Below are 22946 nucleotides of genomic sequence, written 5' to 3' on the forward strand. Positions count from 1 at the left end.
TTGTATGTTTAGGTGAGATGATTGGCCACTTTTGAGAGGTTAATTACCCAGTTATTTCTATCTTGGTGAGAGGTGGTATCGATGGGTATATTTTGATTAAAATAAAGGTTAAAAACTGCATTGGCAATATCGTGATTATCATCGGTAAAAGCGCGGCGATTTTCTAAAGTTGCTATATCATTATAGAAATGTGTCCAGTTTTTTCCTTCACTGCGATCACAATAACTATCGAGGATATCTTTCAAGTTTTCCCAGGGACAAACCCACTCTAAATAGTTACCACTGTTAAAAAGGATTCGCACCGCTAGACGATTTTTACCTTGATTTTTAGCGGATTTTTCTGCTTCTCGACATTGTTGCAATATGTCACGCTGAGGAACTCCTGAAGCTGCCCAAACGAAACCGAGGCTAACAGTTATATCCTGAGAATAACCGTGTTTTGGCCAGATTTCCCGATGAAATTGATCAAACCAATATAGACAATCTTGTAGGGTTAATTTTGGTTCTGATTTTTGTGGAAACAAAACCCCTAGAAAGTCATCTCCTCCCGCATAAATAATGCGACCAAAGTTAAGATAATTTTCTAGTTCTTCTCCCCATTGTCGCATTCTTTGACTAAATTCTTTTCTTGAGGATATGGACAGATTTTTTAGGTAATTTCCCATCCCGTCACCGTCCCCTTGAAACCATCCTGTATAGGATTTTTCCTCGTAGCGATTTAGTTCCACAAATTTTTTAGGAAGTTCTAGGTTTAAAGGCTTGCCAATATCATATAATGTAATCATTCTTTTGACTAATTCGGGAATGCTAAGACGTTCGGTTTCATCGAGGATAGCATTAGAAAGTTTTTGACTTAATTGCTGATAAAATTCGGTGATTTGCTGATTTTGTTGGGAAATACTAGAATATAAAGGATGGGTTTGATCCGTCATTCCATACCAAACAATGGCATCGGAACCGGATAAGCTAGAACTTTCTGGTTCTTCGTTACTTGGTATTTCAATGGGGTTGCATAGATCAACTAAATCCTTATCTGGCAAGAGATTTAATTAATTAGTTCGCTCTAGATCAGAAACAATTGACAAAAATCACCAAAAGACAAACCAAAGAACCAACTTTCTCCTTGCCAATTAATTCCCGTCCAATCTCGTTGATATTTTTTCTGTTGCAGACTTTTAAACGCACAATCGATCGAGTCCTCTTGCGCCCAGAAGAATTCCCAAGTATGATTAATCCATAGGTTCCATTCTCGTCGCCAAGTATAATTGTATTGTGGTAAATTTTGTTCAATCCAAACCCGACACTTATTAACCACTTTTTGCCATGCGTCATCGAAGACTTGTTCGGCCTCTTTTTTGGGAAAATTACCCGCGATTAAGATTTGGTTGGGAGTTCCTCTTTTAACGTCAATTAAAGCGGGAGAAATAAGGCTACATTCAGGATATTTATCCGCTGCCTGACAGATAGCATCGGCAAGATAGGATAATAAAAAAGAACCACCGTATAAGTCCCTTAGTTTACGCGATTTTTCGATGAATCCTTGCACAGGAGCAAAGGTAATTACAGTATAGTTCATTTTATCTTTATTGTCCTCGATAAAGTTTAAATTCCTGAAGATTAATAAGATTTCTGTAGGTAGAATTTTCGTATTGAGTTAGGAGAATTGGCCAGTATTGTTGAACGGCCATTCCGACAAGTATTCCCAAAGTTATAGGCATGGAATAAACTAGCTTAATCTCTTGATAGTTTTTTTGTTGAGCGATGTTGATAGTTTTAAAGATTTCTCTAGAATATTGTAGCCAATCTTCATTTTTTTCAATTGTACCACTGCCTTTACTTTTCAGATAAATTAAATCGCCGTAGTTTTCAATACTCTGATCATTAAGATTAATTTTATGGGAAGAAACATCGATGGCTATAGTTACTCTATCTTGACCTTTTTCGGTGACAACACGCTCAAATTTTTCGTATTCCTTAATATCTTCTTTGAGTTTGCGATCGCTAATTTCCACCACAGGATAATAACTATCAGAAGATTTATTATATTGAAAGATTTTTACTCCTTCGGTAGCGAGAATAGTGCCGACCATAATAGCGACGCTAATCGGACCGATATAGGCAAGATAAATAATAGTATTTTGGGGAGTTTTTTTCTTAAGTTTCTCTAGATTATAGCGTAGTATTTGCAGAAAAGTTTTCAGCATTTCTTGATCATAAATATCACAGGAGTAGTTAAAAATTAAATCTGTTTCGCTAATATTGAGATACTGGTCAAGATTATTTTGATGATCTTTGTATTTATTTTCTGTTTCGATGATATTAAAAAGCGATTGCAGAGCCTTATTACTATTAGCAAAATTAGCAATATTAATCACTATCGGTAGAGGAATCGCCTGATGTTTATAGAGGTCGTATTTCTGAGATTCTAGCCAGATACCGATGATAACTAGAGCCAAAGTAATCAGAAAAATTAGATAATATCCCTGGCCAAATTGATCGGCAATTAGTGCCAAAATAGCGGCGATGGCTAATGCTGCATTGGTGAGGGGATTAAAGATAATATTATAGGGATATTGACGCAGATTACTCAGGACATTTTTAAGAGATTTCAGCATAATTTTACTAGAGATTTAGGGCATAATATCGAGAAGACACAGAGACAATTCGGGAAAAACTGCCGAACTAATGCGCTCATAAAGACGATATAATTTTTGTTGATATTCATCACCTTCTAGCTGACAAATAGTCAAAGTAGGCTGTTTGGGTTTACCGATAAAAGAGATGCCACCCAATCCACGAAAATCGACAATCCAATATTCAGCAATACCTAAAGATGAGTATTCTTCAACTTTGCGTGCATAATCATCTTGCCAATTACTACTAACCACTTCTACCACTAATTTAATTGCTTGGGAGCTAGTTAAAATTGCTTGTTTTTCCCAGAGAGGTTCGGTGCTAAAGTCCACTTCATCCAAAATGATGACATCGGGACGTAAAGCAGTAGCTTGACCGGATTCTGGACGGAGCAAACAGTTTTTAGGAATTGTCCAGGGTAGATGTAATCGCAAGATTTCTCCCCACAGTCTTCCTGCGATTTTTCCCGCTACGGATTCCTGAGGTCCAGTGGGTTCCATGTCTCGCAACTCCCCGTCAATTAATTGATAGCGTGGGTCATCTCCATACTGGTTTAAAAAGTCTTCAAAAGTGAATAATTTAGGAGATAGGTAGGTCATGATTTTTATCGGATTAGACCTAAAGCTTGTTGTTGTTATCCATGATACTGATTGCTCGCCAGAATCGGGGGATTTTGGGGGTTAAAAAATCCTTAAAAAAAACTCCCCCCCCCGCTACCCTCCCTAATCAGTAGCTAGACAATTAAGTAGGTAGGCGTTAAAAATTGTCAGATCCCCCCGCCTATCGGCACCCCCCTTATCAAGGGGGGCAGGGGGGATCGAACCTAAAATCCATTTTTAATTTAATTATAACCAGCTACTTAATTACAGATAATTACTTAAGCAAAATTAATTACACATCCAGAGGCGGAAACTGTACGCTAAAGTAGTAGAAAGGGTCAATCCTCAAGAGGATGATGTGCGCTTCTATGGGATTTCCGAAGAAGCTGTCTCTAGATTATTGTTGATGGGAGGTTCTCCTCCTCAACCACCCCCAAATCTCTACATCATCTAGCTTGTCCCCCAACTCTTGACTGAAAATCGATGCACCCCCTCCCCGACCTAAAACCCCGATTCTCTGGTTGAGGTGCGTCGATTGCTCTCCCAGTCAGGGTTCTACCCTTTGGTATCGGGACTTTTACCCCCCCCAGGACCACCTTTTTGGAGATGCGTCGATTTGGGGGTCTGTCTTCCCCTCTCGATGAGACTTTCCAAGGGGTACTCCTTACCTATTAGGTCAAATAGGATTAGTTGGAAACTTCTGTTTCTGATTCCGCTGCGATAAGAAGACTAAATGATGTGACCTTACCTATTAGGTCAAATAGGATTAGTTGGAAACCCAGTTACTTAAATCTCGCTGCCGGTCATTGCCTTTACCACCCTTACCTATTAGGTCAAATAGGATTAGTTGGAAACTAAAAAAGTAGGGCTAATTCATGAATTAGCCCTACTCTTACTCCTTACCTATTAGGTTAAATAGGATTAGTTGGAAACTTGTCAGGAGCAGTGCCACCAGGTAACTCCTCGTAACCTTACCTATTAGGTCAAATAGGATTAGTTGGAAACATAAACTGGAGAATATCTTTTCCCCATTTACCTTTTTTCCTTACCTATTAGGTCAAATAGGATTAGTTGGAAACTAAAAAAGTAGGGCTAATTCATGAATTAGCCCTACTCTTACTCCTTACCTATTAGGTCAAATAGGATTAGTTGGAAACATTTCGTTGTTTGTGGAGCCAGTCCCAACCATTTGACCTTACCTATTAGGTCAAATAGGATTAGTTGGAAACTCTGGATAATTTTGTTGGCAAAAATCTAGGATTTTTTCCTTACCTATTATGTCAAAGAGGATTAGTTGGAAACTAAAAAAGTAGGGCTAATTCATGAATTAGCCCTACTCTTACTCCTTACCTATTAGGTCAAATAGGATTAGTTGGAAACTAGAAAAAGGGTTTCTTTATAAACCCTTTTTCTGCCTTTCAATTTTGTCGAAATATCTATAAGTAGGTGGGTGGAATTAAATATAAAATGAACGTAGGTTGGGTTGAAGCATGAAACCCAACGCCCGCATGGGTTACGCTACCGCTAACCCATCCTACAAATAATTGTGCCTACCTGCCCCTACCATTGGCACAATAATAATAATATTATTGTAGGGGCGAATTGCATTCGCCCTCTTTAATTAGAAACCCTTTTTCTCATAAATTCTATCAAATATATCTTGACAAAAATCGATAAAAATGCTACAATTAGGCGTGATTGTTCGCTAAAACTGGAAACATGGTTAAGACAGTAATATGTTCAGCAATCCGTTAGGATTCCTAACAATAAAAAGTCATGGCAGTCTTAGAAATGCTCACCGTTCCCTTTTGCTCTCCCCTTGCCGGCAGCCTTGGCGAATAGATAATTAAAATAACTCAAATAGGACTGCCCTAGCAGTTCTTTCTAGGTAAAGCGGCAATTTTTAATCAATTGTTAAAATATTAAAAGGATGCTAAAGATAGCGGCTAGAGTTTCCAGAGTGAGCTATCCTAGAGATAGTACTTACTCCATCCTCCCCCATGCTCGATCGAGTTCTCCATAGTCGTTATCAAGTCCAACAGTTACTAGGAAAAAAAACTATCTTAGCGAGGGACAGACACACCACCCAGTTAGTTATCATTAAACTTATTTCTGTTCCTAGGGGGCAAGGGAGTCAGTTTATCGGAGAAATAACTGGTAAAATTGCCCTGTTGCGACAACTCTCCCACCCATCTCTCCCCAAATACCTCGATAGCTTTGAGATAGATTCATCCCAAGAACAAATCATCGCTATTGTCCGACCTTATTTATCAGCGCAGCCTGTAGAAAACTATCTAAACTCCAGTTATTTGTTAGCAGAACAAGATCTCAAACAAATTGCCAAATATCTTTTGGAGATTCTCTCCTATCTCCATCAGCAGGATGTCCCCATTAACCACGGCAATATTAAACTTAGTAATATCCTCTTTGATACCCAGTCCCATCGTTTTTATCTAGTTGATTTTGCCTTTGATTCCGATTCTCCCACCACGGACTTACAGGATATAGGTAAAAGTTTGATTAGTTTAGCCACGGGGATTAAGCATCGTTACATACCCGAAAACTTTGAACAAAAAACTAATCTAAGCGCTTTTTTCATCTATTGGTTAAAAAGATTATCAAACTCCCCCCCAGACTCTCATTTTCGTTCGGTGACAGAAGCTTTAGCCAGCTTATATAGTTGTCAATTGATCCTAGTATCTATTGGCAATCTGACCAAACCCTACGGCAGCGAAGTTACTGTTTATAAAAAAGATAATCTCCTGCAAATAAAAATCGCTAGTAAAACCAAACAAAAGTTTTTCAACAATCTCAAAACCCAGTTAAGACAGTTTTTACCATCCCTATTCTTTACGATCATTCTCTTAACCATAGTCGGTATTTATGATCTCAAACTGGTCGCTTTTTTAATCCCGATTATCCTAATTTTTCTGCTCAATTTAATCTCCTCTAGTTTATCTTGGCAGTTATGGAAATCTTTTTGGCAGGGGGAACTAGAGTTAAAAATTACCCCCAAAAAAGTTTCTCTCTACCAAAAACTCTGGGGGCTGAAATTTAAACTAAATGCCGATGCTGCTAGTTCCGAAATTTATAGTCTCCTCCGTCGCAATGTCACCGTCACTATGCAGGGAGAAAATGTTAATATTATTCCTCCTTGTCTGGTTCTCGTTGCCAACCATCGAGAATATGTTATCACTGCCAGTGAAGATGTTAGCGAAGCCGAATTAGATTGGTTGGCACAACAATTAAGCGATTGGCTACGTTTACCGATTACGAGAATTTAAGGTGTATTAAGCTAAGTTAATACACCCCAAATTTATCTGATAACATCTTCCGATTTAATCAGATGCGCTTCTAGGAACCAGAGACGTTTATCGATGTCCCGGGAGATTTCCGTATAGAGATCCGCTGTGTCAGCATCCCCTTGATTGCCAGTGGTATCAATAGCAGAACGAAGATGGGAAGCGTATAAGGCATAACGTTCGGCTAAAGCAACGATATGTTCACTACCATCGACGATATCAGCCGGATATTCTGGCAGAATCGAGTTAGCGGCGGCGATGCGCGCTGTTCCCAAAGCGGTTCCACCTAAAGCGGTAATCCGTTCTGCTACCATGTCCCCATAGTCTTCTAATTCCGTGGCCATTTCGTCGAAGAGGCTGTGCAATTGGTAGAAATTTAAACCTTTGACATTCCAGTGGGCCTGTTTAACCTGAGTTTTTAGGTCTAAACTAGCGGCAAGGGTTTGGCTTAGGATTTCAACCATAGCTTTGCGGATATCTAATGCTAAATCGATGCGGGTGGCGTAGTATTGTCCCGTGGTTTTGGTTTTGACTGGAGTGGCTACCATAATCTTTCTCCTTGATCAGTTAACAGAATACTTGATAATTTTCTCACTTGTGTCCGTGTAGAGGGGACTGATTTTGATCCTAAAATTAAGCTCAAGCTATACACATCCCCTTTCAGAATTGATTAACATCGCCCTCAGCCGTCAGCTAGATAATAGTGTTGATAACTAGAAAAATGGCTAATTAATTGAAAAATCAGAAGCTGACAGCTGATAGCTTAATTAATTATGCTCCTAAATAAGCCGCTAATTCTTCCGAACCACCAATTAACTTGCCGTTAATGAAGACTTGCGGGGTGGTGGTATTGCCACTCATGGCCCGCAGAGAACGACTGGTGGCATCGCGTCCGAGGATAATTTCTTCGTATTGTAGGCCTTTTTCTTCTAACATTTTCTTAGCCCGGAGGCAGTAGGGACAGCCCACTTTCGAGAAAAGAGAGACTAAAGGCGGTTTTTTGGCTTCTGGGTTGATGTAGTGTAACATCGTTTCTGCATCGGAGACTTTGAAAGGATCTCCCGGTTCTTCCGGTTCAATGAACATTTTCTCGATAACACCATCTTTGACTAGCATCGAATAGCGCCAAGAACGTTGACCGAAACCTAAGTCAGCTTTATCGACTAACATCCCCATTCCTGCGCTAAATTCGCCGTTACCGTCGGGAATCAAGACGACATTATCACATTCTTGATCTTTTGCCCACTCGTTCATGACAAAGGTATCATTCACCGACAAGCAAACAATACTATCTACGCCATTTTCCCGAAAAACCGGGGCTAATTCGTTATATCCGGGTAAATGGGAGGTGGAACAGGTGGGAGTGAATGCCCCGGGTAAGGCAAAAAGAACAACGGTTTTTCCTTTGAATAATTCCTCGCTGGTGATGTTCACCCATTGATTATTTTGACGCACGGGAAAGGTGACATCGGGAACTCTCTGTCCTTCTCGGTTTGGTAGCATAATCTTCAACTCCTAATTGCTAAGTCGTACTCATTTCGAGTTTGTCTAAATTAAGTGTACTCATAACGACTATGAGTTGTCAACAAGTATTTATACTTAAATTAGGAGACAGGAGATAGGAGACAGGAGACAGGAGATAGGAGACAGGAGACAGGAGACAGGAGACAGGAGACAGGAGACAGGAGACAGGAGAATGGGAAATAGACAAAAGGCAGTAATATTGATTAGTTAATTTCCCTAACCCCCCACACCCCACACCTATCCCCTTTTTTTACTGAAAAATGATGTTTTCCTTCCTGAAAAAAAGCTATAAATGGCTAGGACTAGCGATAATAACGGTGATTTTGGCGATTACACCCGCCGCCATTGCCCAATCAACCACTAGCGCCATACCTCTGGCAAAAATTAACTGGTTACAGGCGATTTTTTTGGGATTTGTGCAGGGAGTGACGGAATTTTTGCCGATTAGCAGTACCGCTCATCTAAAAGTGATTCCCGTCTTTTTGGGTTGGGGAGATCCCGGTGTCACCTATACGGCAGTGATTCAATTGGGCAGTATTGCGGCGGTATTGTCCTATTTTTGGCAGGATTTAAGGCAAATATCCACAGGAATGGTGAAAGCGGTGGCTAGTTCCGATTATCGTTCCCAGGATTTTCGTTTGGCCGTGGGGATTATCCTAGGCACAATTCCGATTGTTTTCTTCGGTTTGTTAATGAAACTTTTCATTCCCGATTTAGATAATTCCCCCCTGAGAAGCATGACAGCGATCGCCTGTGCCTCTATAGTCATGTCTTTACTCTTAGCTACGGCCGAAAAAATCGGGAAACATAAACGCAGTTTTGAGACTTTGCGACAAAAAGACGGGGTTTTAATGGGATTAGCCCAAGCTTTAGCCCTAATACCGGGGGTATCTCGTTCTGGGTCCACCTTAACTGCCGGGTTATTCATGGGTTTAGAAAGGGCAGTAGCAGCGCGATTTTCCTTTCTGCTGGGGATTCCGGCGATAACTTTAGCCGGTTTAGTGGAATTTCAAGGCGTTCTCGACCAGATTAACACCAGTGAATTAATTCCCCTCGTTATTGGGGTAATTTCCTCGGCGATATTTTCCTATCTTTCGATCGCTTGGTTATTAGATTATCTCAAAAAACAGAGTACCTGGGTTTTCGTCTGGTATCGTCTCTTTTTCGGGGTTACTATCCTGATTGGTGTGGCCTTGGGGCGTTTTTCCTGACCTTTTGGCATTCTAATTAATTTCCAAAAAATCTCGCAATTTTTGTAGATAAGTAGGGGCATCTTCTAACATGGGAAAGTGAGCAGTATTAGCCATCTCCACATACTGGATATTATTATTCAAATCCGCCGCCATTTTGCCCATTTTGGCGGGGATAATAATGTCTTTTTCCCCTGATACTAAAAGAGTTGGTATCTTAATCTCAGCAAATTTACCAGGCATAATTTCCACTGCTTTTTTACTCACAGATGTATAAATTGTGCCTAGGGCGGCCTCGTAATCTGCCGCTAAAAAATCTTCTAAAAAAGCAATTCTTTCTGATTTTGGGATTGATCGATGCAAAAATCTCGCCATAAATAATTGATCGGCAAAAGGGACTTTTAAAAACCAATCATAACGAAACTGTACCACATACTTACCGAATTTATGAAAGGCAGCAAAAGCCGCTTTATTATACTCAAAAATGCCATTACAGGTTAAAATTGCTTTGACCACTCTTTCCGGGTACATAGTAATAAAAAAAGTCGCCACCGATGCCCCCATAGAGTGACTATTGAGATAGATTTTTTCGATTTCCAAACTATCTAAAAACAAGGCCAAATCAAGGGCATATTCTTCTAAATCGTAGGAAAGATCGGGGGATTTTTCTGGCAATTTAGACCGACCAAAACCCCGCATATCGTACAATAAACAATCAAAGCGATCGCAAATTGCCGCAGCGGTTGATCGCCAATAGCGTCCCGATCCTCCCCAACCATGAATAAACACCATAACCGGCTTTTTCTGGGCAGATTCTGACCCCCGAATCCACTCGTAATAGTGGGGAACACCGCGGACAGTGACTGTTTGATCGATTATTTGAGTTTTCATGATAGTTAAGTAGGGAGGCACAATTATTTGTAGGATGGGTTAGCGGTAGCGTAACCCATGCGGGCGTTGGGTTTCATGCTTCAACCCAACCTACGTTCATCTTATATTTAATTCCACCCACCTATTTGTAGGATGGGTTAGCGGTAGCGTAACCCATGCGGGCGTTGGGTTTCATGCTTCAACCCAACCTACGTTCATCTTATATTTAATTCCACCCACCTACTTAGATACCTAGCCATCCTCGTCAAGAGTTTTGCCAACGTCGCGCATCTGTGTCCGATAGTCGTCCGATTCTCTTAAGGAGTAAGGAACGAGAACGATTTCAAGCTTCCAGTAATCGTTCATAGATGTCGTCTTCCAGATTATCCCAAATCTTAGCGAGAGCAGTTTCGCTGACTTTTTGCCAGAAATCCGAGTTTGTCTCCTCCGGGATGAGGGTGACTAAAACCCTAGTACCCTCTGGAATCGGCACGGATTCGAGGAGTTCGATCCGGCCTTCTTTGACAATTGCGGGAACGGTGTTCAGCATGGTTAACCTCGATTTTTCCCCTTAAGCGGATTCTTGACTGGGTAGAGAGGAAGGATGAACCAATAGATCCGCCGTGGAACGTTTTTCCACCATTTCGCGGGTGATTAAACAGCGTTTCACGTCCTTGCGCGAGGGCAATTCGTACATGACATCGAGCATTAATTCCTCGACAATACCCCGTAGGGCCCGGGCCCCGGTTTTGCGACGATAGGCCTCTTGGGCGATCGCTAGGACGGCATCAGATTTAAACTCTAACTGTACATTGTCCATCTTCAACAGTTTTTGATACTGTTTCACCAAAGCGTTGCGGGGTTGGGTCAGGATAGCGATTAAAGCTTCCTCATCCAGGGGTGAAAGCGCCGCCAGGATGGGAATCCGACCGACAAACTCTGGAATCATGCCAAATTTGACTAAATCATCGGGAGTCATTTGTTTTAATAACCCTGCCGCCACCTTATCCTTACTAGCTTGGCTATCTCCCGGTTGAATAAAGCCCATGGATTTTTTACCGAGACGCTGATCGATCACCTTATCTAAACCGACAAACGCCCCACCGCAGATAAACAGGATATTGCTGGTGTCAATCTGAATACAATCCTGATAGGGGTGTTTGCGGCCGCCTTGGGGGGGAACATTGGCGATCGTTCCCTCTAACATTTTCAGTAAAGCTTGCTGTACCCCTTCTCCGGACACATCCCGGGTAATCGAGGTATTTTCGCTCTTACGGGCAATTTTATCGATTTCATCGATGTAGATAATGCCCCGCTGCGCTTCTTCCACGTCTAAATCTGCCACTTGTAACAGACGCAAGAGAATATTTTCCACATCTTCCCCCACATAACCGGCCTCGGTTAAAGTGGTGGCATCAGCGACAGCAAAAGGTACATCGAGGATTTTAGCCAGAGTTTGAGCTAGAAGGGTTTTTCCCGATCCCGTCGGACCAATTAACAGAATATTAGATTTTTGCAGTTCGATGCTATCTTCTGGACTACCGCCACCGGCTTTTTGGGTTTGGATATCTTTGAGGCGTTTGTAATGGTTATAAACGGCCACAGACAGCACTTTTTTCGCCTCATTTTGACCAATAACGTAGTCATCGAGGTGTTTTTTAATCTCTCTTGGTTTGGGAATTTGTTCCCAAGTGGTTTTGTTTTGGCCCGATCGCCGTTTGTTGGGGCGTTCCTCCACTGGGGCGACCGGACTGGGCGGTTCCATCAATTCCTCATCGAGAATTTCGTTACACAGTTCCACACACTCGTCACAAATATAGACCCCCGGCCCGGCGATTAATTTTCGCACTTGTTCCTGGGATTTGCCGCAAAATGAACACTTGAGGTGGGAGTCGTATTTAGACATAGTTTATTATTTACAGGGAAGTAACGGGAACGGTAGGATCGGGCAGTTCGGGACGAGAAATCACCTGATCGATTAACCCATATTCTTTGGCTTCGACGGCCGACATGAAAAAGTCCCGTTCGGTGTCGTTGGCGATGCGATCGTAGGGTTGACCAGTGTGGTGAGCCAGCATGGTGTTGAGTCTCTGTTTAATATAGAGGATCTCTTTAGCTTGGATGGCGATATCACTAGCTTGACCTTGGGCGCCGCCGAGGGGTTGGTGAATCATGATCCGGCTACTGGGTAGGGACATCCGTTTACCTGCCGCGCCACCACAAAGCAGGAATGCTCCCATACTAGCGGCTAAACCGAAACAAATTGTCGCCACGTGGGGGCGAATTTGTTGCATGGTGTCGTAGATAGCTAGTCCAGCATAAACGGAACCGCCGGGGGAGTTGATATAGAGTTGGATATCTTTTTCGGGATCTTCTGCCTCCAAGTAGAGGAGTTGGGCAACGATCGAATCAGCGACCTGATCATCGACGGGAGTTCCCAAAAAGACAATTCTCTCCCGCAAGAGTCGAGAATAGATATCAAAAGCCCGTTCACCCATGCCAGACTGTTCGATTACCACGGGTAAAACGTTAGCTAGGGAGTTTCTCCCCGTGTTGGCGTAGATAGCAGGGCGACAATTACTGGTAATTGGGTAGTCAGGTGATCTCGATTCGAGCATAATTTTTTCGGTTCCGCTATCACAATCTTAGGGGTTTTGCTTGGCTGTGGAGCTTTTACTGGCAAATGTTAAGCATCTTTAGCACTTCTGTCCATCTATTATGCCCTAAGTTTTCCCCGGTTGGCAGGAATCAGTTATCAGTTATCAGTGAGCAGTTATCAGTTATCAGTGATCAGTTATCAGTTATCAGTTATCAGTGATCAGGGAGTGGGGGAATGGGGGAATTCAAGCAATACCCTAAAACCCCAACACCCCAACACGACTGCTAACTCCTTACGGTTATTCTTCCTCAGCCTCAGCTGCCAACACTTCCACTTCGGTGAATGCGAAGGTTTCTTCTGTTTCCTCCTCCTCGGTTGTTTCTTCCTCTAGGGAACCTTTGGGGACGAGGGTGATAGTAGCCTTTTCTTTCAGCCATTCTAGGGTGTTTTCCGCCAGCATTTCTTCGGTGATCACCTGTTCCAGACGCTGCATATCTATGTCGCGATCGGACAATTGCTCCATGATTTTAGCGATTTTTTCCGCTACCGCTTCGGGACTGACTTCAATGCTGGCGACTTTAGCCAATTCCTGTACCACGAGAGTCTCTTTCAGACTTTCGATCGCATCGGGACGGGTGTTTTCCCGCATTTTGGGAATATTATCTTTTGTAAATAACTGGTTGACATCTAGCCCCATTTGTTGAAATTCCATGAAGCTTTGGGTCAAAATATGCGTCACTTCCTTTTCGATCAGCGTCTCCGGTAAATCTAAAGTCGCACCTTTGACCAATTCCTTGGTTAAAGCGTCATAAATGCTTTCTTTGGTTTCCTTCTCCGCTTGTTCTTGGAAACGTTTCTCTAAACTCGCTCTTAATTCGGCGATTGTTTCCTGATCGCTGACTTCTTGGGCAAAATCGTCGTCAAGCTCCGGTAATTCCTTTGCCTTTAACTCTTTCATCGTAATTGTAAAGATTACCGCTTTTGCTGCCACATCCTCTTTCGGATAATCTTCTGGGAAAGTTAAAGTCATCTCTTTGACTTCTTCCGGTTTCATGCCGATAATTCCTTCCACCATCCCCTCGATAAAGCGTCCTGCTTCCATATCCACCCGCAGATCTTCGCCGTCAATATCCGGGATATCTTCGCCAGTTTCGGCGGATTTTCCCCGATAATCAACGATCGCCACATCTCCCAGCTGCGCCCCGCGATCTTCCACGGGAACCAATGTCGCTAACTGTTCTTGACGCTCTTTAAACCAATTTTCCACGGATTCGGGATCATAAACGGTTTCTTCGGCAGTAACGCTCAGATTTTCGTAATCTCCGAGAATAATTGTCGGGGCCACATCCACGGAAACTGAAAAAGTCAAAGCTTTACCCGGTTCATAGGCAGCGATCAAATCCTCAAACTGAGACAATAGCTGGGGATTACCCAGGGACTCGATCCCCTCCTGTTTTAGGGCAGATTCGAGGCAATTTTCGATTAATTCCTCAATTACCGCCGCTTTTACCGCTTTAGTTCCCAATCTTTGCAGAAGAATCTGACGGGGAACCTTACCGGGGCGAAAACCGGGTATATTGGCCGACTTCGCTAAATTATTTACCACTTTCTCGTGGGTGTTTTTCGTGGTTTCGGCGGGAATTTCAATTTCTAAACCTATCTGACTGGCAGGAAGCTTTTCCTGAATAACTTTCATTGATTTTTCTAGCTCTTACGACAAGGAACGTTTATAATAGGGTGAGCGGTGTTTACGCCTGCGGTGGATCCGTCCCGCTCATGATATTCTAGGGGAATAGCTGCAGTTGCTCCCCAAGCTGTCACAATCTTTTTATTTTAGCGGTCAATGGGGTATATTTAATTTATTCCGTCCTTGGGGCAGTTAAGCCCAATCAGAAAATTTTGCTGATCAAAAGCCGATCAATCCAAGCTTGAGAATAACTCGGCGGACAAAAAAGATTTTTTACTGTAACGATTTCTTCGGATCATCATCATCACCCAACTCGTCAGGAGGTAACACAATTTGAGTCAAAAAGTACGGGTCGCTATTTTAGGGGCCACCGGGGCCGTGGGAACGGAATTACTAGAGTTATTAGCTAGTCGTCAATTCCCTCTCGCTAGTCTAAAATTACTGGCTTCCGAGCGTTCTGCTGGAAAAACCCTCGATTTTCGGGGCGAAAGTCTCCTCATCGAAGCGGTAAACGAGCGCTCTTTTCAGGACGTGGATATCGTTCTCGCTTCTGCGGGGGGATCCACCTCGAAAGCTTGGGCGAAAACTATTGTCGAGTCGGGTGCGACGATTATCGATAACTCCAGCGCTTTTCGCATGAATCCCGAAGTGCCTCTGGTTGTCCCGGAAATCAATCCCGACAGTGTGGACAATCACCGGGGCATTATCGCTAATCCCAACTGTACGACAATTCTTTTAGGAGTGGCGATCTGGCCTCTCCACCAAGTACAGGCGCTCGAGCGAGTAGTAGTTTCTACTTATCAGTCCGCTAGTGGTGCTGGAGCGCGAGCCATGGAGGAGGTAAAACAGCAAGCGCAAGCAATTCTGGACAATCGGCAACCTCCCACTAATTCCTTCCCCTATCCCCTCGCTTTTAATCTTTTTCCCCACAATACCCCGATTAATGGTCAAGGGTACTGCGAGGAAGAAATGAAAATGGTCAACGAAACCCGCAAGATTTTTGCTTGTCCAGAGCTGCGGGTTAGTGCAACCTGTGTGAGGGTTCCCGTCCTCCGGGCCCATTCGGAATCGGTTAACCTAGAATTTAGTCGGCCTTTTTCTGTGCTGAAAGCCAGAGAAATTCTTGAGTCTGCTCCGGGGGTAAGATTAGTGGAAGATTGGGACGCTAATTATTTTCCCATGCCAATTGATGCCACCGGTCGCGATGAAGTATTAGTGGGACGCATTCGTCAAGATATCTCCCATCCTAACGGTCTAGAATTGTGGCTATGCGGCGATCAAATTCGCAAGGGTGCGGCTTTAAATGCTGTACAAATTGCCGAACTTTTAGTTAAGAAAAATCTCGTCGGTTCAAGATTAGCAACAGTTTGATAGTTAAGCTATCAGCCATCAGCTAGATCAAGGCAATGATAACTAGAAAAATAGCTAATTAATCGTCGGATAAATAAAGTCTGAAAGCTGATTGCTGATCGCTCAAAAACTGATAACAAAGGACGAATCTAAAACCTAATTTGTTAAGCTAAAAGCTTCGATGTACTTAGTTGATAACCTTCTTTTTAGGTAGGAGGATTGCCAGATTCTTTCTTTTGCCTCTTGCCTTCAGAAGCTGATAACTGATAACTGATAACTGATAACTGATCAATGAGTGAAACATATTTTGGACGAGTAATTACGGCGATGGTGACACCCTTCACCGTCGAGGGTCAAGTTAATTATGGGATGGTGGAAAAATTGGCCGATTATCTAGTTACCCACGGTAGCGATGGTATAGTGGTCTGTGGGACGACGGGAGAATCACCCACCCTAAGTTGGCAGGAAGAATACGAACTATTTAGTATTGTCAAAAAAGCGGTTAATGGTCGGGGAAAAGTGATTGCGGGGACGGGTTCTAATTGCACTTCCGAAGCGATCGAAGCGACCCAACAGGCTGCTAAACTGGGTTTAGATGGTTCTTTACAAGTGGTTCCCTACTACAATAAACCTCCCCAAGAGGGTTTATATGAGCATTTTTGCGCCATTGCCAAAGCTTGTCCCGATCTGCCAGTAATGCTTTATAATATACCTGGTCGCACGGGTCAAAATATGACCCCAGAAACGATTATTAAACTGGCAGCAGTTGATAATATTGTGGCGGTAAAAGAAGCTAGTGGTAATTTAGAACAAACCTGTAAGATTTACTGTCATACTCCTGAAAATTTCGCTATTTATTCCGGCGATGATTTTCTTACCTTACCCCTAATGACCTGTGGTGCGGTGGGAGTGGTCAGTGTTGCTAGTCATCTAGTGGGAGAAGAAATCCAAGGAATGATTCAAGCTTTATTAACTGGAGATGCGGCCAAAGCGATCGAGATTAATTTGAAATTATTTCCCCTGTTTAAAGGTTTATTCTGTGCCACTAATCCAATTCCAATTAAAGCGGCCTTAAATCTAGTCGGTTGGGATGTGGGGGGTCTAAGACTTCCTTTATGTTCCCTAAGTCCCGAACTAGAAGAAGGATTAGCAAAAATTATGCAAGAATTGGCTTTAATCTAGAAAAATATTAGAAAATTTGGCTAACTAAACTAGGATTTTTTCGAGAAATAGGTTATAATGTTAATAGCTTAACTAGAAAAGAAATATAGTTTAGAACTGCTAGAAAGTATTGATACTAAGTGAATTTAACTAGGTGTTATTTCCCTAGTTAGAATAAGTCTAACTATCCATTTTTTGAGATTTCCCGTCCACAAAAACCACCTGAAAAATCACCATAACTTACCATCAAAGGATACCTAATGAGTCAAGATAAAACCCAAGCAAAACTAAAGATCATTCCCCTAGGAGGACTACACGAAATCGGCAAAAACACCTGTGTTTTTGAATACGATGATGAGATTATTCTCTTAGATGCCGGTTTAGCTTTTCCCTCCGATGATATGCACGGGGTCAATGTAGTGCTTCCCGATATGACTTATCTAAGAGAAAATCGCCATAAAATTAAGGGTATGATCGTCACCCACGGTCACGAAGATCATATCGGTGGTATTCCCTACCATCTCAAACAATTTGATGTACCAATTATCTACGGTCCGCGTCTAGCGATGGCTTTATTGCGGGATAAATTGGAAGAAGCAGGATTAGTAAATCGTACCAAATTAGAAACCGTTGCTCCTCGGCAAATGGTGCGTTTAGGTAAATCTTTCATGGTGGAATATATCCGCAATACCCACTCGATCGCCGATAGTTTTTGTGTAGCAATTCACACTCCTTTAGGGATAATTATTCACACAGGAGATTTTAAAATTGACCATACTCCCGTGGATGGCGAATTTTTTGATCTGCAAAAAATTGCCGAACATGGCGAGAAAGGAGTGCTATGTTTATTGAGTGATTCCACTAACGCAGAAGTACCCGGTTATACTCCCTCGGAAGCTTCCGTTTATCCCGGTTTAGAGCGGGTTTTTAACCAAGCAACGGGACGGATTATGATTACTACCTTTGCTTCCTCGGTGCATCGGATTAATCTGGTGTTGAAATTGGCCCAGAAATTTAACCGGAAAGTGGTGGTAGTGGGTCGATCAATGTTAAATGTCATCGCTCATGCGCGTAATTTGGGGTATATAAAATGTCCCGATGATATATTTGAACCCTTGAAAGCGACCCGCAATTTAGCCGATGATAAAATCGTCATTTTAACTACAGGATCCCAGGGGGAACCTTTAGCGGCCATGACGCGGATTTCTAAGGGTGAACATCCTCATATTCGTGCGCGTCAGGGGGATACGATTGTCTTTTCCGCTAATCCGATTCCGGGTAATACGATCGCTGTGGTCAATACAATTGATCGCCTAATGATGCAGGGTGCTAACGTGGTTTACGGACGCGATAAGGGAATTCACGTTTCTGGTCATGGTTCCCAAGAAGACCATAAATTGATGTTATCTTTGACGCGGCCGAAGTTTTTTGTGCCAGTGCATGGAGAACACCGAATGCTGGTCAAACACGCTCAGATGGCCCAAAGTATGGGGATTCCCGCCGAAAATATGGTAATTGTCAAAAATGGTGACACGATCGAGTTAACTGGCGATCGCATTGGCCTCGGCGCACCAGTGCCATCGGGAATCGAGTTAGTCGATCAAGCGGGTGTAGTCCACGAACACATTATGCAGGAAAGACAACAGTTAGCCGAAGATGGTGTGATTACGATCGCCGCCTTCGTTAACGCGGAGGGACAATTAAGCGCACCTCCAGAGATTAATTTGCGCGGTGTGGTGACAAAAGTGGAAATCCCGCTGCTGAATCAGTTAATTATTCGGGCGATCGAACGCTGTTTAAGCGATCGCAGTAGTGAATTTAAAACTGCGACGGGGGACCCAGATTGGGCCGGTTTGCGGGCCGAAATCGAGACGACTTTGCAACGTTTAATCAAACGGGAGTTACAGAGTCAACCTCTAGTGATTTTCCTCCTGCAAGCGGCGGCAACGGAACCAGCGAACAATCGTACTTATCGCCGCCGCCGTCCCGCAGCTACCATGGCCTCCTAATATCAGTGAGCAGTGAGCAGTGAGCAGTAATCAGTAATCAGTGAGCAGTAATCAGTGAAAAGATGGCAAGAAACTGCTATTTAATACTGGTCACTTAACACATACTGCTCACTTAAAACTCAAATCTGATAACTGTTAACTTACCCACTGATAACTGATAACTGATAACTGATCATGTTGCACGCTGCCGATTTGCGATCGCTGCTGACCGCCGTTGCCAGGGGAGAAATTAACCCGGAGACAGCCTTAGATAAACTTAAACATCTGGCCTTTGAACCGGTGGAAGACTTTGCTAAAATTGACCATCATCGTCAATTAAGAACGGGATTTCCGGAGGTTATCTGGGGACCGGGTAAAACCACCGCTCAAATCGCCCAAATTATCAACGTTTTGCGTCAAAATAGTCCCGTGGTTATGGCCACCCGCATTGAAGCAGAGATAGCAGTCCAGCTACAGGAACAGGTAACAGACTTAGTTTATTATCCCTTGGCCCGCATCTGTGCCATTGCCGCAGCCGCTCCAGAAAATCCCCCAAAAGGGATAATTTCCATCCTAACGGCGGGAACTGCCGATATTCCCGTAGCGGAGGAGGCGGCGGTTACTGCTCAATTATGCGGTTTTTCCGTGCAGCGTCTCTGGGATGTGGGAGTAGCGGGAATTCATCGCCTCTTGAATCATCGCCATCTACTGGATGCCGCTGATGTGTTAATTGTTGTTGCGGGAATGGAAGGAGCCTTACCAAGTGTGGTAGCGGGATTAGTCGATCGCCCGGTGATCGCCGTTCCCACCAGTATCGGTTACGGAACCAGTTTCGGCGGTATTGCTCCTTTGTTAACTATGCTCAATTCCTGCGCGGTCGGCATCGGTGTGGTTAATATAGATAATGGTTTTGGGGCTGCCATGTTAGCCGGCCAAATTTTACGCACGGCGGCCAGATTAGCTTAGATTTTTACTCATCTCAGACTGGAAATCCTATACAGTTGGTATAGGGATAAACTACTTTGAAAAAGAAGCCGATATGCACCTAAGTGAAATTACTCATCCCAACCAGTTACATGGTTTATCACTCCGTCAATTAGAAGATATTGCCCGTCAGATTCGCGAAAAACACCTCCAGACGATCGCCGCTACCGGTGGACATTTAGGACCGGGGTTAGGAGTCGTAGAACTAACGATCGCCCTTTACCAAACCCTCGATCTCGATCGCGATAAAGTCCTTTGGGACGTGGGACACCAAGCTTATCCGCACAAACTCCTCACCGGCCGCTATAACGATTTTCACACCCTACGCCAAAAAAACGGCGTTGCGGGCTATCTAAAACGTTGCGAGAGCAAATTTGACCATTTTGGGGCTGGACACGCCTCTACGAGCATTTCTGCTGGGTTAGGAATGGCTTTAGCCCGGGATGCCAAGGGGGAAGATTTCAAGGTGGTATCGATCATCGGGGACGGCGCTTTAACCGGGGGTATGGCCCTAGAAGCGATTAACCATGCTGGACATTTACCGAACACCAACATCATGGTTATCCTCAACGATAACGAGATGTCCATTTCCCCCAACGTCGGGGCAATTTCCCGCTATCTCAATAAAGTGCGTCTGAGCGAACCCGTCCAGTTTATCGCCGATAATCTCGAAGAACAATTGAAACACCTACCCTTCTTCGGTGACTCCCTCACCCCCGAAATGGAACGAGTCAAAGAAGGGATGAAACGGTTAGCAGTTCCCAAAGTCGGCGCAGTGATTGAGGAATTGGGCTTTAAATATTTTGGCCCGATTGATGGTCATAATATTCCCGAATTAATCGCCACTTTTAAACAGGCCCATAAGGTCCACGGACCGGTTTTCGTCCACGTTGCCACCGTTAAAGGCAAAGGCTACGAATTAGCCGAAAAAGATCAAGTGGGTTATCATGCCCAAAATCCCTTTAATTTAGCCACGGGTAAACCGATTCCCTCCAGTAAACCGAAACCTCCCGCTTATTCTAAAGTTTTCGGGCATACTCTCACTAAATTAGCGGAAAATGACCCGCGCATTATCGGTATCACCGCCGCCATGGCCACCGGGACGGGATTAGATAAATTTCAGGCAAAACTACCGAAACAGTACATCGATGTGGGAATTGCGGAACAACACGCCGTTACTCTCGCCGGTGGTCTTGCTTGCGAAGGAATGCGCCCAGTTGTCACTATTTACTCTACTTTCCTGCAGCGGGCTTTTGATCAGATTATTCACGATATCTGCATTCAAAATCTGCCAGTTTTCTTCTGCATGGACCGGGCCGGTATTGTCGGGGCCGATGGACCGACTCACCAAGGGATGTACGATATCGCCTACCTGCGTTGTATCCCCAATATGACCATTATGGCCCCGAAAGATGAGGCGGAACTGCAAAGAATGGTCGTAACGGGGATTAATCATACCAGCGGCCCCATTGCCATGCGTTACCCCCGGGGCAACGGTTTAGGGGTTCCCCTGATGGAAGAGGGTTGGGAAGCTTTACCCATCGGTAAGGGCGAAATTCTCCGCAGTGGCGATGATATTCTCCTGTTAGGATACGGCACTATGGTTAACACTTCCCTACAGGTGGCCGAAATCCTCAGCGAACACGGCATCGAGGCCACAGTGGTTAATGCTCGTTTTGTCAAGCCCCTTGATACAGAACTTATCTTTCCCCTTGCCCAACGTCTTGGTAAGGTGGTGACTTTAGAAGAAGGTTGTTTGATGGGTGGTTTTGGTTCTGCGGTTTTGGAAGCTTTACAGGATGCTAATATTCTAGTTCCGGTCAAGCGTTTCGGGGTTCCCGATAAATTAGTGGACCACGCAACACCAGAGGAATCCTTCGCTGATTTGGGTTTAACCAGTCCCCAGATTGCCGAACAGGTTTTGGCGGCATTTTTTAGCCAAAAACAAACCGCTAACGTTGGTTAAAATCTCAAGATTAGCTTGGCCAGTTTTCCCGAAAAATTAGGGAAGACTGGCTTTTTTTGGTCTAGATAGTCAATGAACACTGCCGGCAATAAATAGGGTTTGCGGCAAAAAGTACGGGCGAAGCATTCGGACAATAACCTATCGGTGAAACTGTAGATTTTCGGCGTTGTCAAATTGAAAGATGCTCCCAATCAGCACCGGAACGGAAATTACTTTGATAGGAAAGATTACCCTGCATCTTGACAATTAGTGTTTAATGAACGAATAGTGCCGATAGTTGGGCTTAAGTGGGGAACAAGAGTCGCTCGATTTAGCAGTGGAATTAGCCCTAAAATCGGCGTAGGGCTAATTCATGAATTAGCCCTACAATCGGCGTTGTCAAATTGAAAGATGCTCCGAATCAGCACCGGAGCATTGCATCTTTCCTATTCTGATATGACAACGCCAGATTTTCTATCCGAATGCTTCGCCCGTACTTTTTGCCGCATACCCTATTTAGGAGAAAACTGCTCGATTCAATAATTTGAGCTAAAATCCAACATTTTTAAAGACATGGGTGCAGTTTCCCGCAAGTGTCGCTCATTTTCGATAGACAAAAGTTATTGCTGTCACCCCCAACACAAGTTTACTGTCCCACCCGCCAAATTTTGATAGTATTGTCACCACTTCCACTAGCTAAATAGCGGCCATCGGGACTATATACTACTGAGATAACCACATCAGAATGACCAGTAAGGGTACGCAATTCTTTTCCGGTTGCTACTTCCCAAATTTTGATAGTATTGTCATCACTCCCACTGGCTAAATAGCGACCATCGGGACTATATACCACTGACATAACCTCGCGAGAATGACCAGTAAGGGTACGCAATTCTTTTCCCGTTGCTACCTCCCAAATTTTGATAGTTTTGTCCCAACTCCCACTGGCTAAATAGCGACCATCGGGACTATATACTACTGACCTAACCCAGTCAGAATGACCGGTAAGAGTACGCAATTGTTTTCCCGTTGCTACCTCCCAAATTTTGATAGTTTTGTCATCATTCCCACTAGCTAAATAGCGACCATCGGGACTATATACTACTGACATAA

Annotated in this window: 20 protein-coding genes and 1 CRISPR repeat array; of the genes, 8 read left to right on the top strand and 12 right to left on the bottom strand. The window is 43.6% G+C overall.

Annotated features, from left to right (window positions below; translation table 11 throughout):
- Positions 1-8: 8 nt before the first annotated feature.
- From EWV66_RS06105 to EWV66_RS06120, 4 genes are read right to left on the bottom strand one after another with little or no spacing between them, the layout of a single operon-like run.
- Complete coding sequence (locus tag EWV66_RS06105; protein ID WP_287107455.1) at positions 9-1040, bottom strand: Cas10/Cmr2 second palm domain-containing protein; 1032 nt, start codon at positions 1038-1040, stop codon at positions 9-11.
- A 23-nt stretch (positions 1041-1063) separates the two neighbouring features.
- Positions 1064-1576 carry a type III-B CRISPR-associated protein Cas10/Cmr2 gene (locus tag EWV66_RS06110; RefSeq protein WP_287115920.1) on the bottom strand — a complete coding sequence of 171 codons (513 nt, stop codon included), beginning with the start codon at positions 1574-1576 and terminating at the stop codon, positions 1064-1066.
- Positions 1577-1583: 7 nt separating this feature from the next.
- On the bottom strand, positions 1584-2615 hold the full coding sequence (locus EWV66_RS06115; RefSeq protein WP_052276240.1) for an SAVED domain-containing protein: 1032 nt from the start codon (positions 2613-2615) through the stop codon (positions 1584-1586).
- A 15-nt stretch (positions 2616-2630) separates the two neighbouring features.
- Complete coding sequence (locus EWV66_RS06120; protein WP_052276241.1) at positions 2631-3233, bottom strand: Uma2 family endonuclease; 603 nt, start codon at positions 3231-3233, stop codon at positions 2631-2633.
- A gap of 662 nt (positions 3234-3895) precedes the next feature.
- Positions 3896-4613: direct repeats of the CRISPR family, unit length 36 nt; unit sequence CCTTACCTATTAGGTCAAATAGGATTAGTTGGAAAC.
- A gap of 620 nt (positions 4614-5233) precedes the next feature.
- Between EWV66_RS06120 and EWV66_RS06125 the strand changes: the two genes are divergently transcribed.
- Positions 5234-6517 (top strand): protein kinase domain-containing protein, encoded by a 1284-nt coding sequence (locus tag EWV66_RS06125; RefSeq protein ID WP_287107457.1) that lies wholly within the window; start codon positions 5234-5236, stop codon positions 6515-6517.
- Positions 6518-6549: 32 nt separating this feature from the next.
- Here the strand turns inward: EWV66_RS06125 and dps are convergent, their stop codons facing one another.
- The gene (gene dps / locus EWV66_RS06130; protein ID WP_072924884.1) at positions 6550-7083 is read right to left on the bottom strand and encodes a DNA starvation/stationary phase protection protein Dps; all 534 of its coding nucleotides are present in this window, start codon (positions 7081-7083) and stop codon (positions 6550-6552) included.
- A gap of 223 nt (positions 7084-7306) precedes the next feature.
- Positions 7307-8038: a glutathione peroxidase gene (locus EWV66_RS06135; RefSeq protein ID WP_052276244.1), complete on the bottom strand. Its 732-nt coding sequence runs from the start codon at positions 8036-8038 to the stop codon at positions 7307-7309.
- A gap of 281 nt (positions 8039-8319) precedes the next feature.
- Between EWV66_RS06135 and EWV66_RS06140 the strand changes: the two genes are divergently transcribed.
- Positions 8320-9270, top strand: coding sequence for an undecaprenyl-diphosphate phosphatase (locus EWV66_RS06140; protein ID WP_502705656.1), 951 nt, complete (start codon positions 8320-8322; stop codon positions 9268-9270).
- A 12-nt stretch (positions 9271-9282) separates the two neighbouring features.
- On the opposite strand, the gene EWV66_RS06145 is transcribed toward EWV66_RS06140, so the two are convergent.
- From EWV66_RS06145 to clpP, 4 genes are all read right to left on the bottom strand, one after another.
- The gene (locus EWV66_RS06145; protein WP_287107458.1) at positions 9283-10140 is read right to left on the bottom strand and encodes an alpha/beta fold hydrolase; all 858 of its coding nucleotides are present in this window, start codon (positions 10138-10140) and stop codon (positions 9283-9285) included.
- Between the two features lie 322 nt (positions 10141-10462).
- Positions 10463-10669 (bottom strand): hypothetical protein, encoded by a 207-nt coding sequence (locus EWV66_RS06150; RefSeq protein WP_002737934.1) that lies wholly within the window; start codon positions 10667-10669, stop codon positions 10463-10465.
- A gap of 21 nt (positions 10670-10690) precedes the next feature.
- Positions 10691-12025: an ATP-dependent protease ATP-binding subunit ClpX gene (gene clpX, locus EWV66_RS06155; RefSeq protein WP_002758596.1), complete on the bottom strand. Its 1335-nt coding sequence runs from the start codon at positions 12023-12025 to the stop codon at positions 10691-10693.
- A gap of 10 nt (positions 12026-12035) precedes the next feature.
- On the bottom strand, positions 12036-12737 hold the full coding sequence (clpP, locus tag EWV66_RS06160) for an ATP-dependent Clp endopeptidase proteolytic subunit ClpP (protein WP_002767098.1): 702 nt from the start codon (positions 12735-12737) through the stop codon (positions 12036-12038).
- Positions 12738-12802: 65 nt separating this feature from the next.
- Between clpP and EWV66_RS06165 the strand changes: the two genes are divergently transcribed.
- Positions 12803-12937 carry a hypothetical protein gene (locus EWV66_RS06165; protein ID WP_287107459.1) on the top strand — a complete coding sequence of 45 codons (135 nt, stop codon included), beginning with the start codon at positions 12803-12805 and terminating at the stop codon, positions 12935-12937.
- Between the two features lie 79 nt (positions 12938-13016).
- Here EWV66_RS06165 and tig read toward each other — a convergent pair whose 3' ends face one another.
- Complete coding sequence (gene tig / locus EWV66_RS06170) at positions 13017-14414, bottom strand: trigger factor (protein WP_052276247.1); 1398 nt, start codon at positions 14412-14414, stop codon at positions 13017-13019.
- A 324-nt stretch (positions 14415-14738) separates the two neighbouring features.
- Between tig and EWV66_RS06175 the strand changes: the two genes are divergently transcribed.
- The 5 genes from EWV66_RS06175 to dxs all read left to right on the top strand — a co-directional run bounded on the left by EWV66_RS06175 (position 14739) and on the right by dxs (position 21854).
- Complete coding sequence (locus EWV66_RS06175) at positions 14739-15776, top strand: aspartate-semialdehyde dehydrogenase (protein WP_052276248.1); 1038 nt, start codon at positions 14739-14741, stop codon at positions 15774-15776.
- Between the two features lie 270 nt (positions 15777-16046).
- Positions 16047-16937, top strand: coding sequence for a 4-hydroxy-tetrahydrodipicolinate synthase (gene dapA / locus EWV66_RS06180; protein WP_287107460.1), 891 nt, complete (start codon positions 16047-16049; stop codon positions 16935-16937).
- A gap of 239 nt (positions 16938-17176) precedes the next feature.
- Positions 17177-18925 carry a ribonuclease J gene (locus EWV66_RS06185; protein ID WP_287107461.1) on the top strand — a complete coding sequence of 583 codons (1749 nt, stop codon included), beginning with the start codon at positions 17177-17179 and terminating at the stop codon, positions 18923-18925.
- 174 nt (positions 18926-19099) lie between these two features.
- Positions 19100-19870: a nickel pincer cofactor biosynthesis protein LarB gene (gene larB / locus EWV66_RS06190; protein ID WP_287107462.1), complete on the top strand. Its 771-nt coding sequence runs from the start codon at positions 19100-19102 to the stop codon at positions 19868-19870.
- 73 nt (positions 19871-19943) lie between these two features.
- Entirely contained in the window at positions 19944-21854 is a 1911-nt protein-coding gene (gene dxs, locus EWV66_RS06195; RefSeq protein WP_287107463.1) for a 1-deoxy-D-xylulose-5-phosphate synthase, read from the top strand.
- 625 nt (positions 21855-22479) lie between these two features.
- Here dxs and EWV66_RS06200 read toward each other — a convergent pair.
- Positions 22480-22946: WD40 repeat domain-containing protein (locus EWV66_RS06200; RefSeq protein WP_287107464.1), on the bottom strand; the 467-nt coding region annotated here is incomplete at its 5' end.

The sequence above is a fragment of the Microcystis sp. M_OC_Ca_00000000_C217Col genome (genome assembly GCF_007095585.1).
GTDB lineage: Bacteria > Cyanobacteriota > Cyanobacteriia > Cyanobacteriales > Microcystaceae > Microcystis > Microcystis panniformis.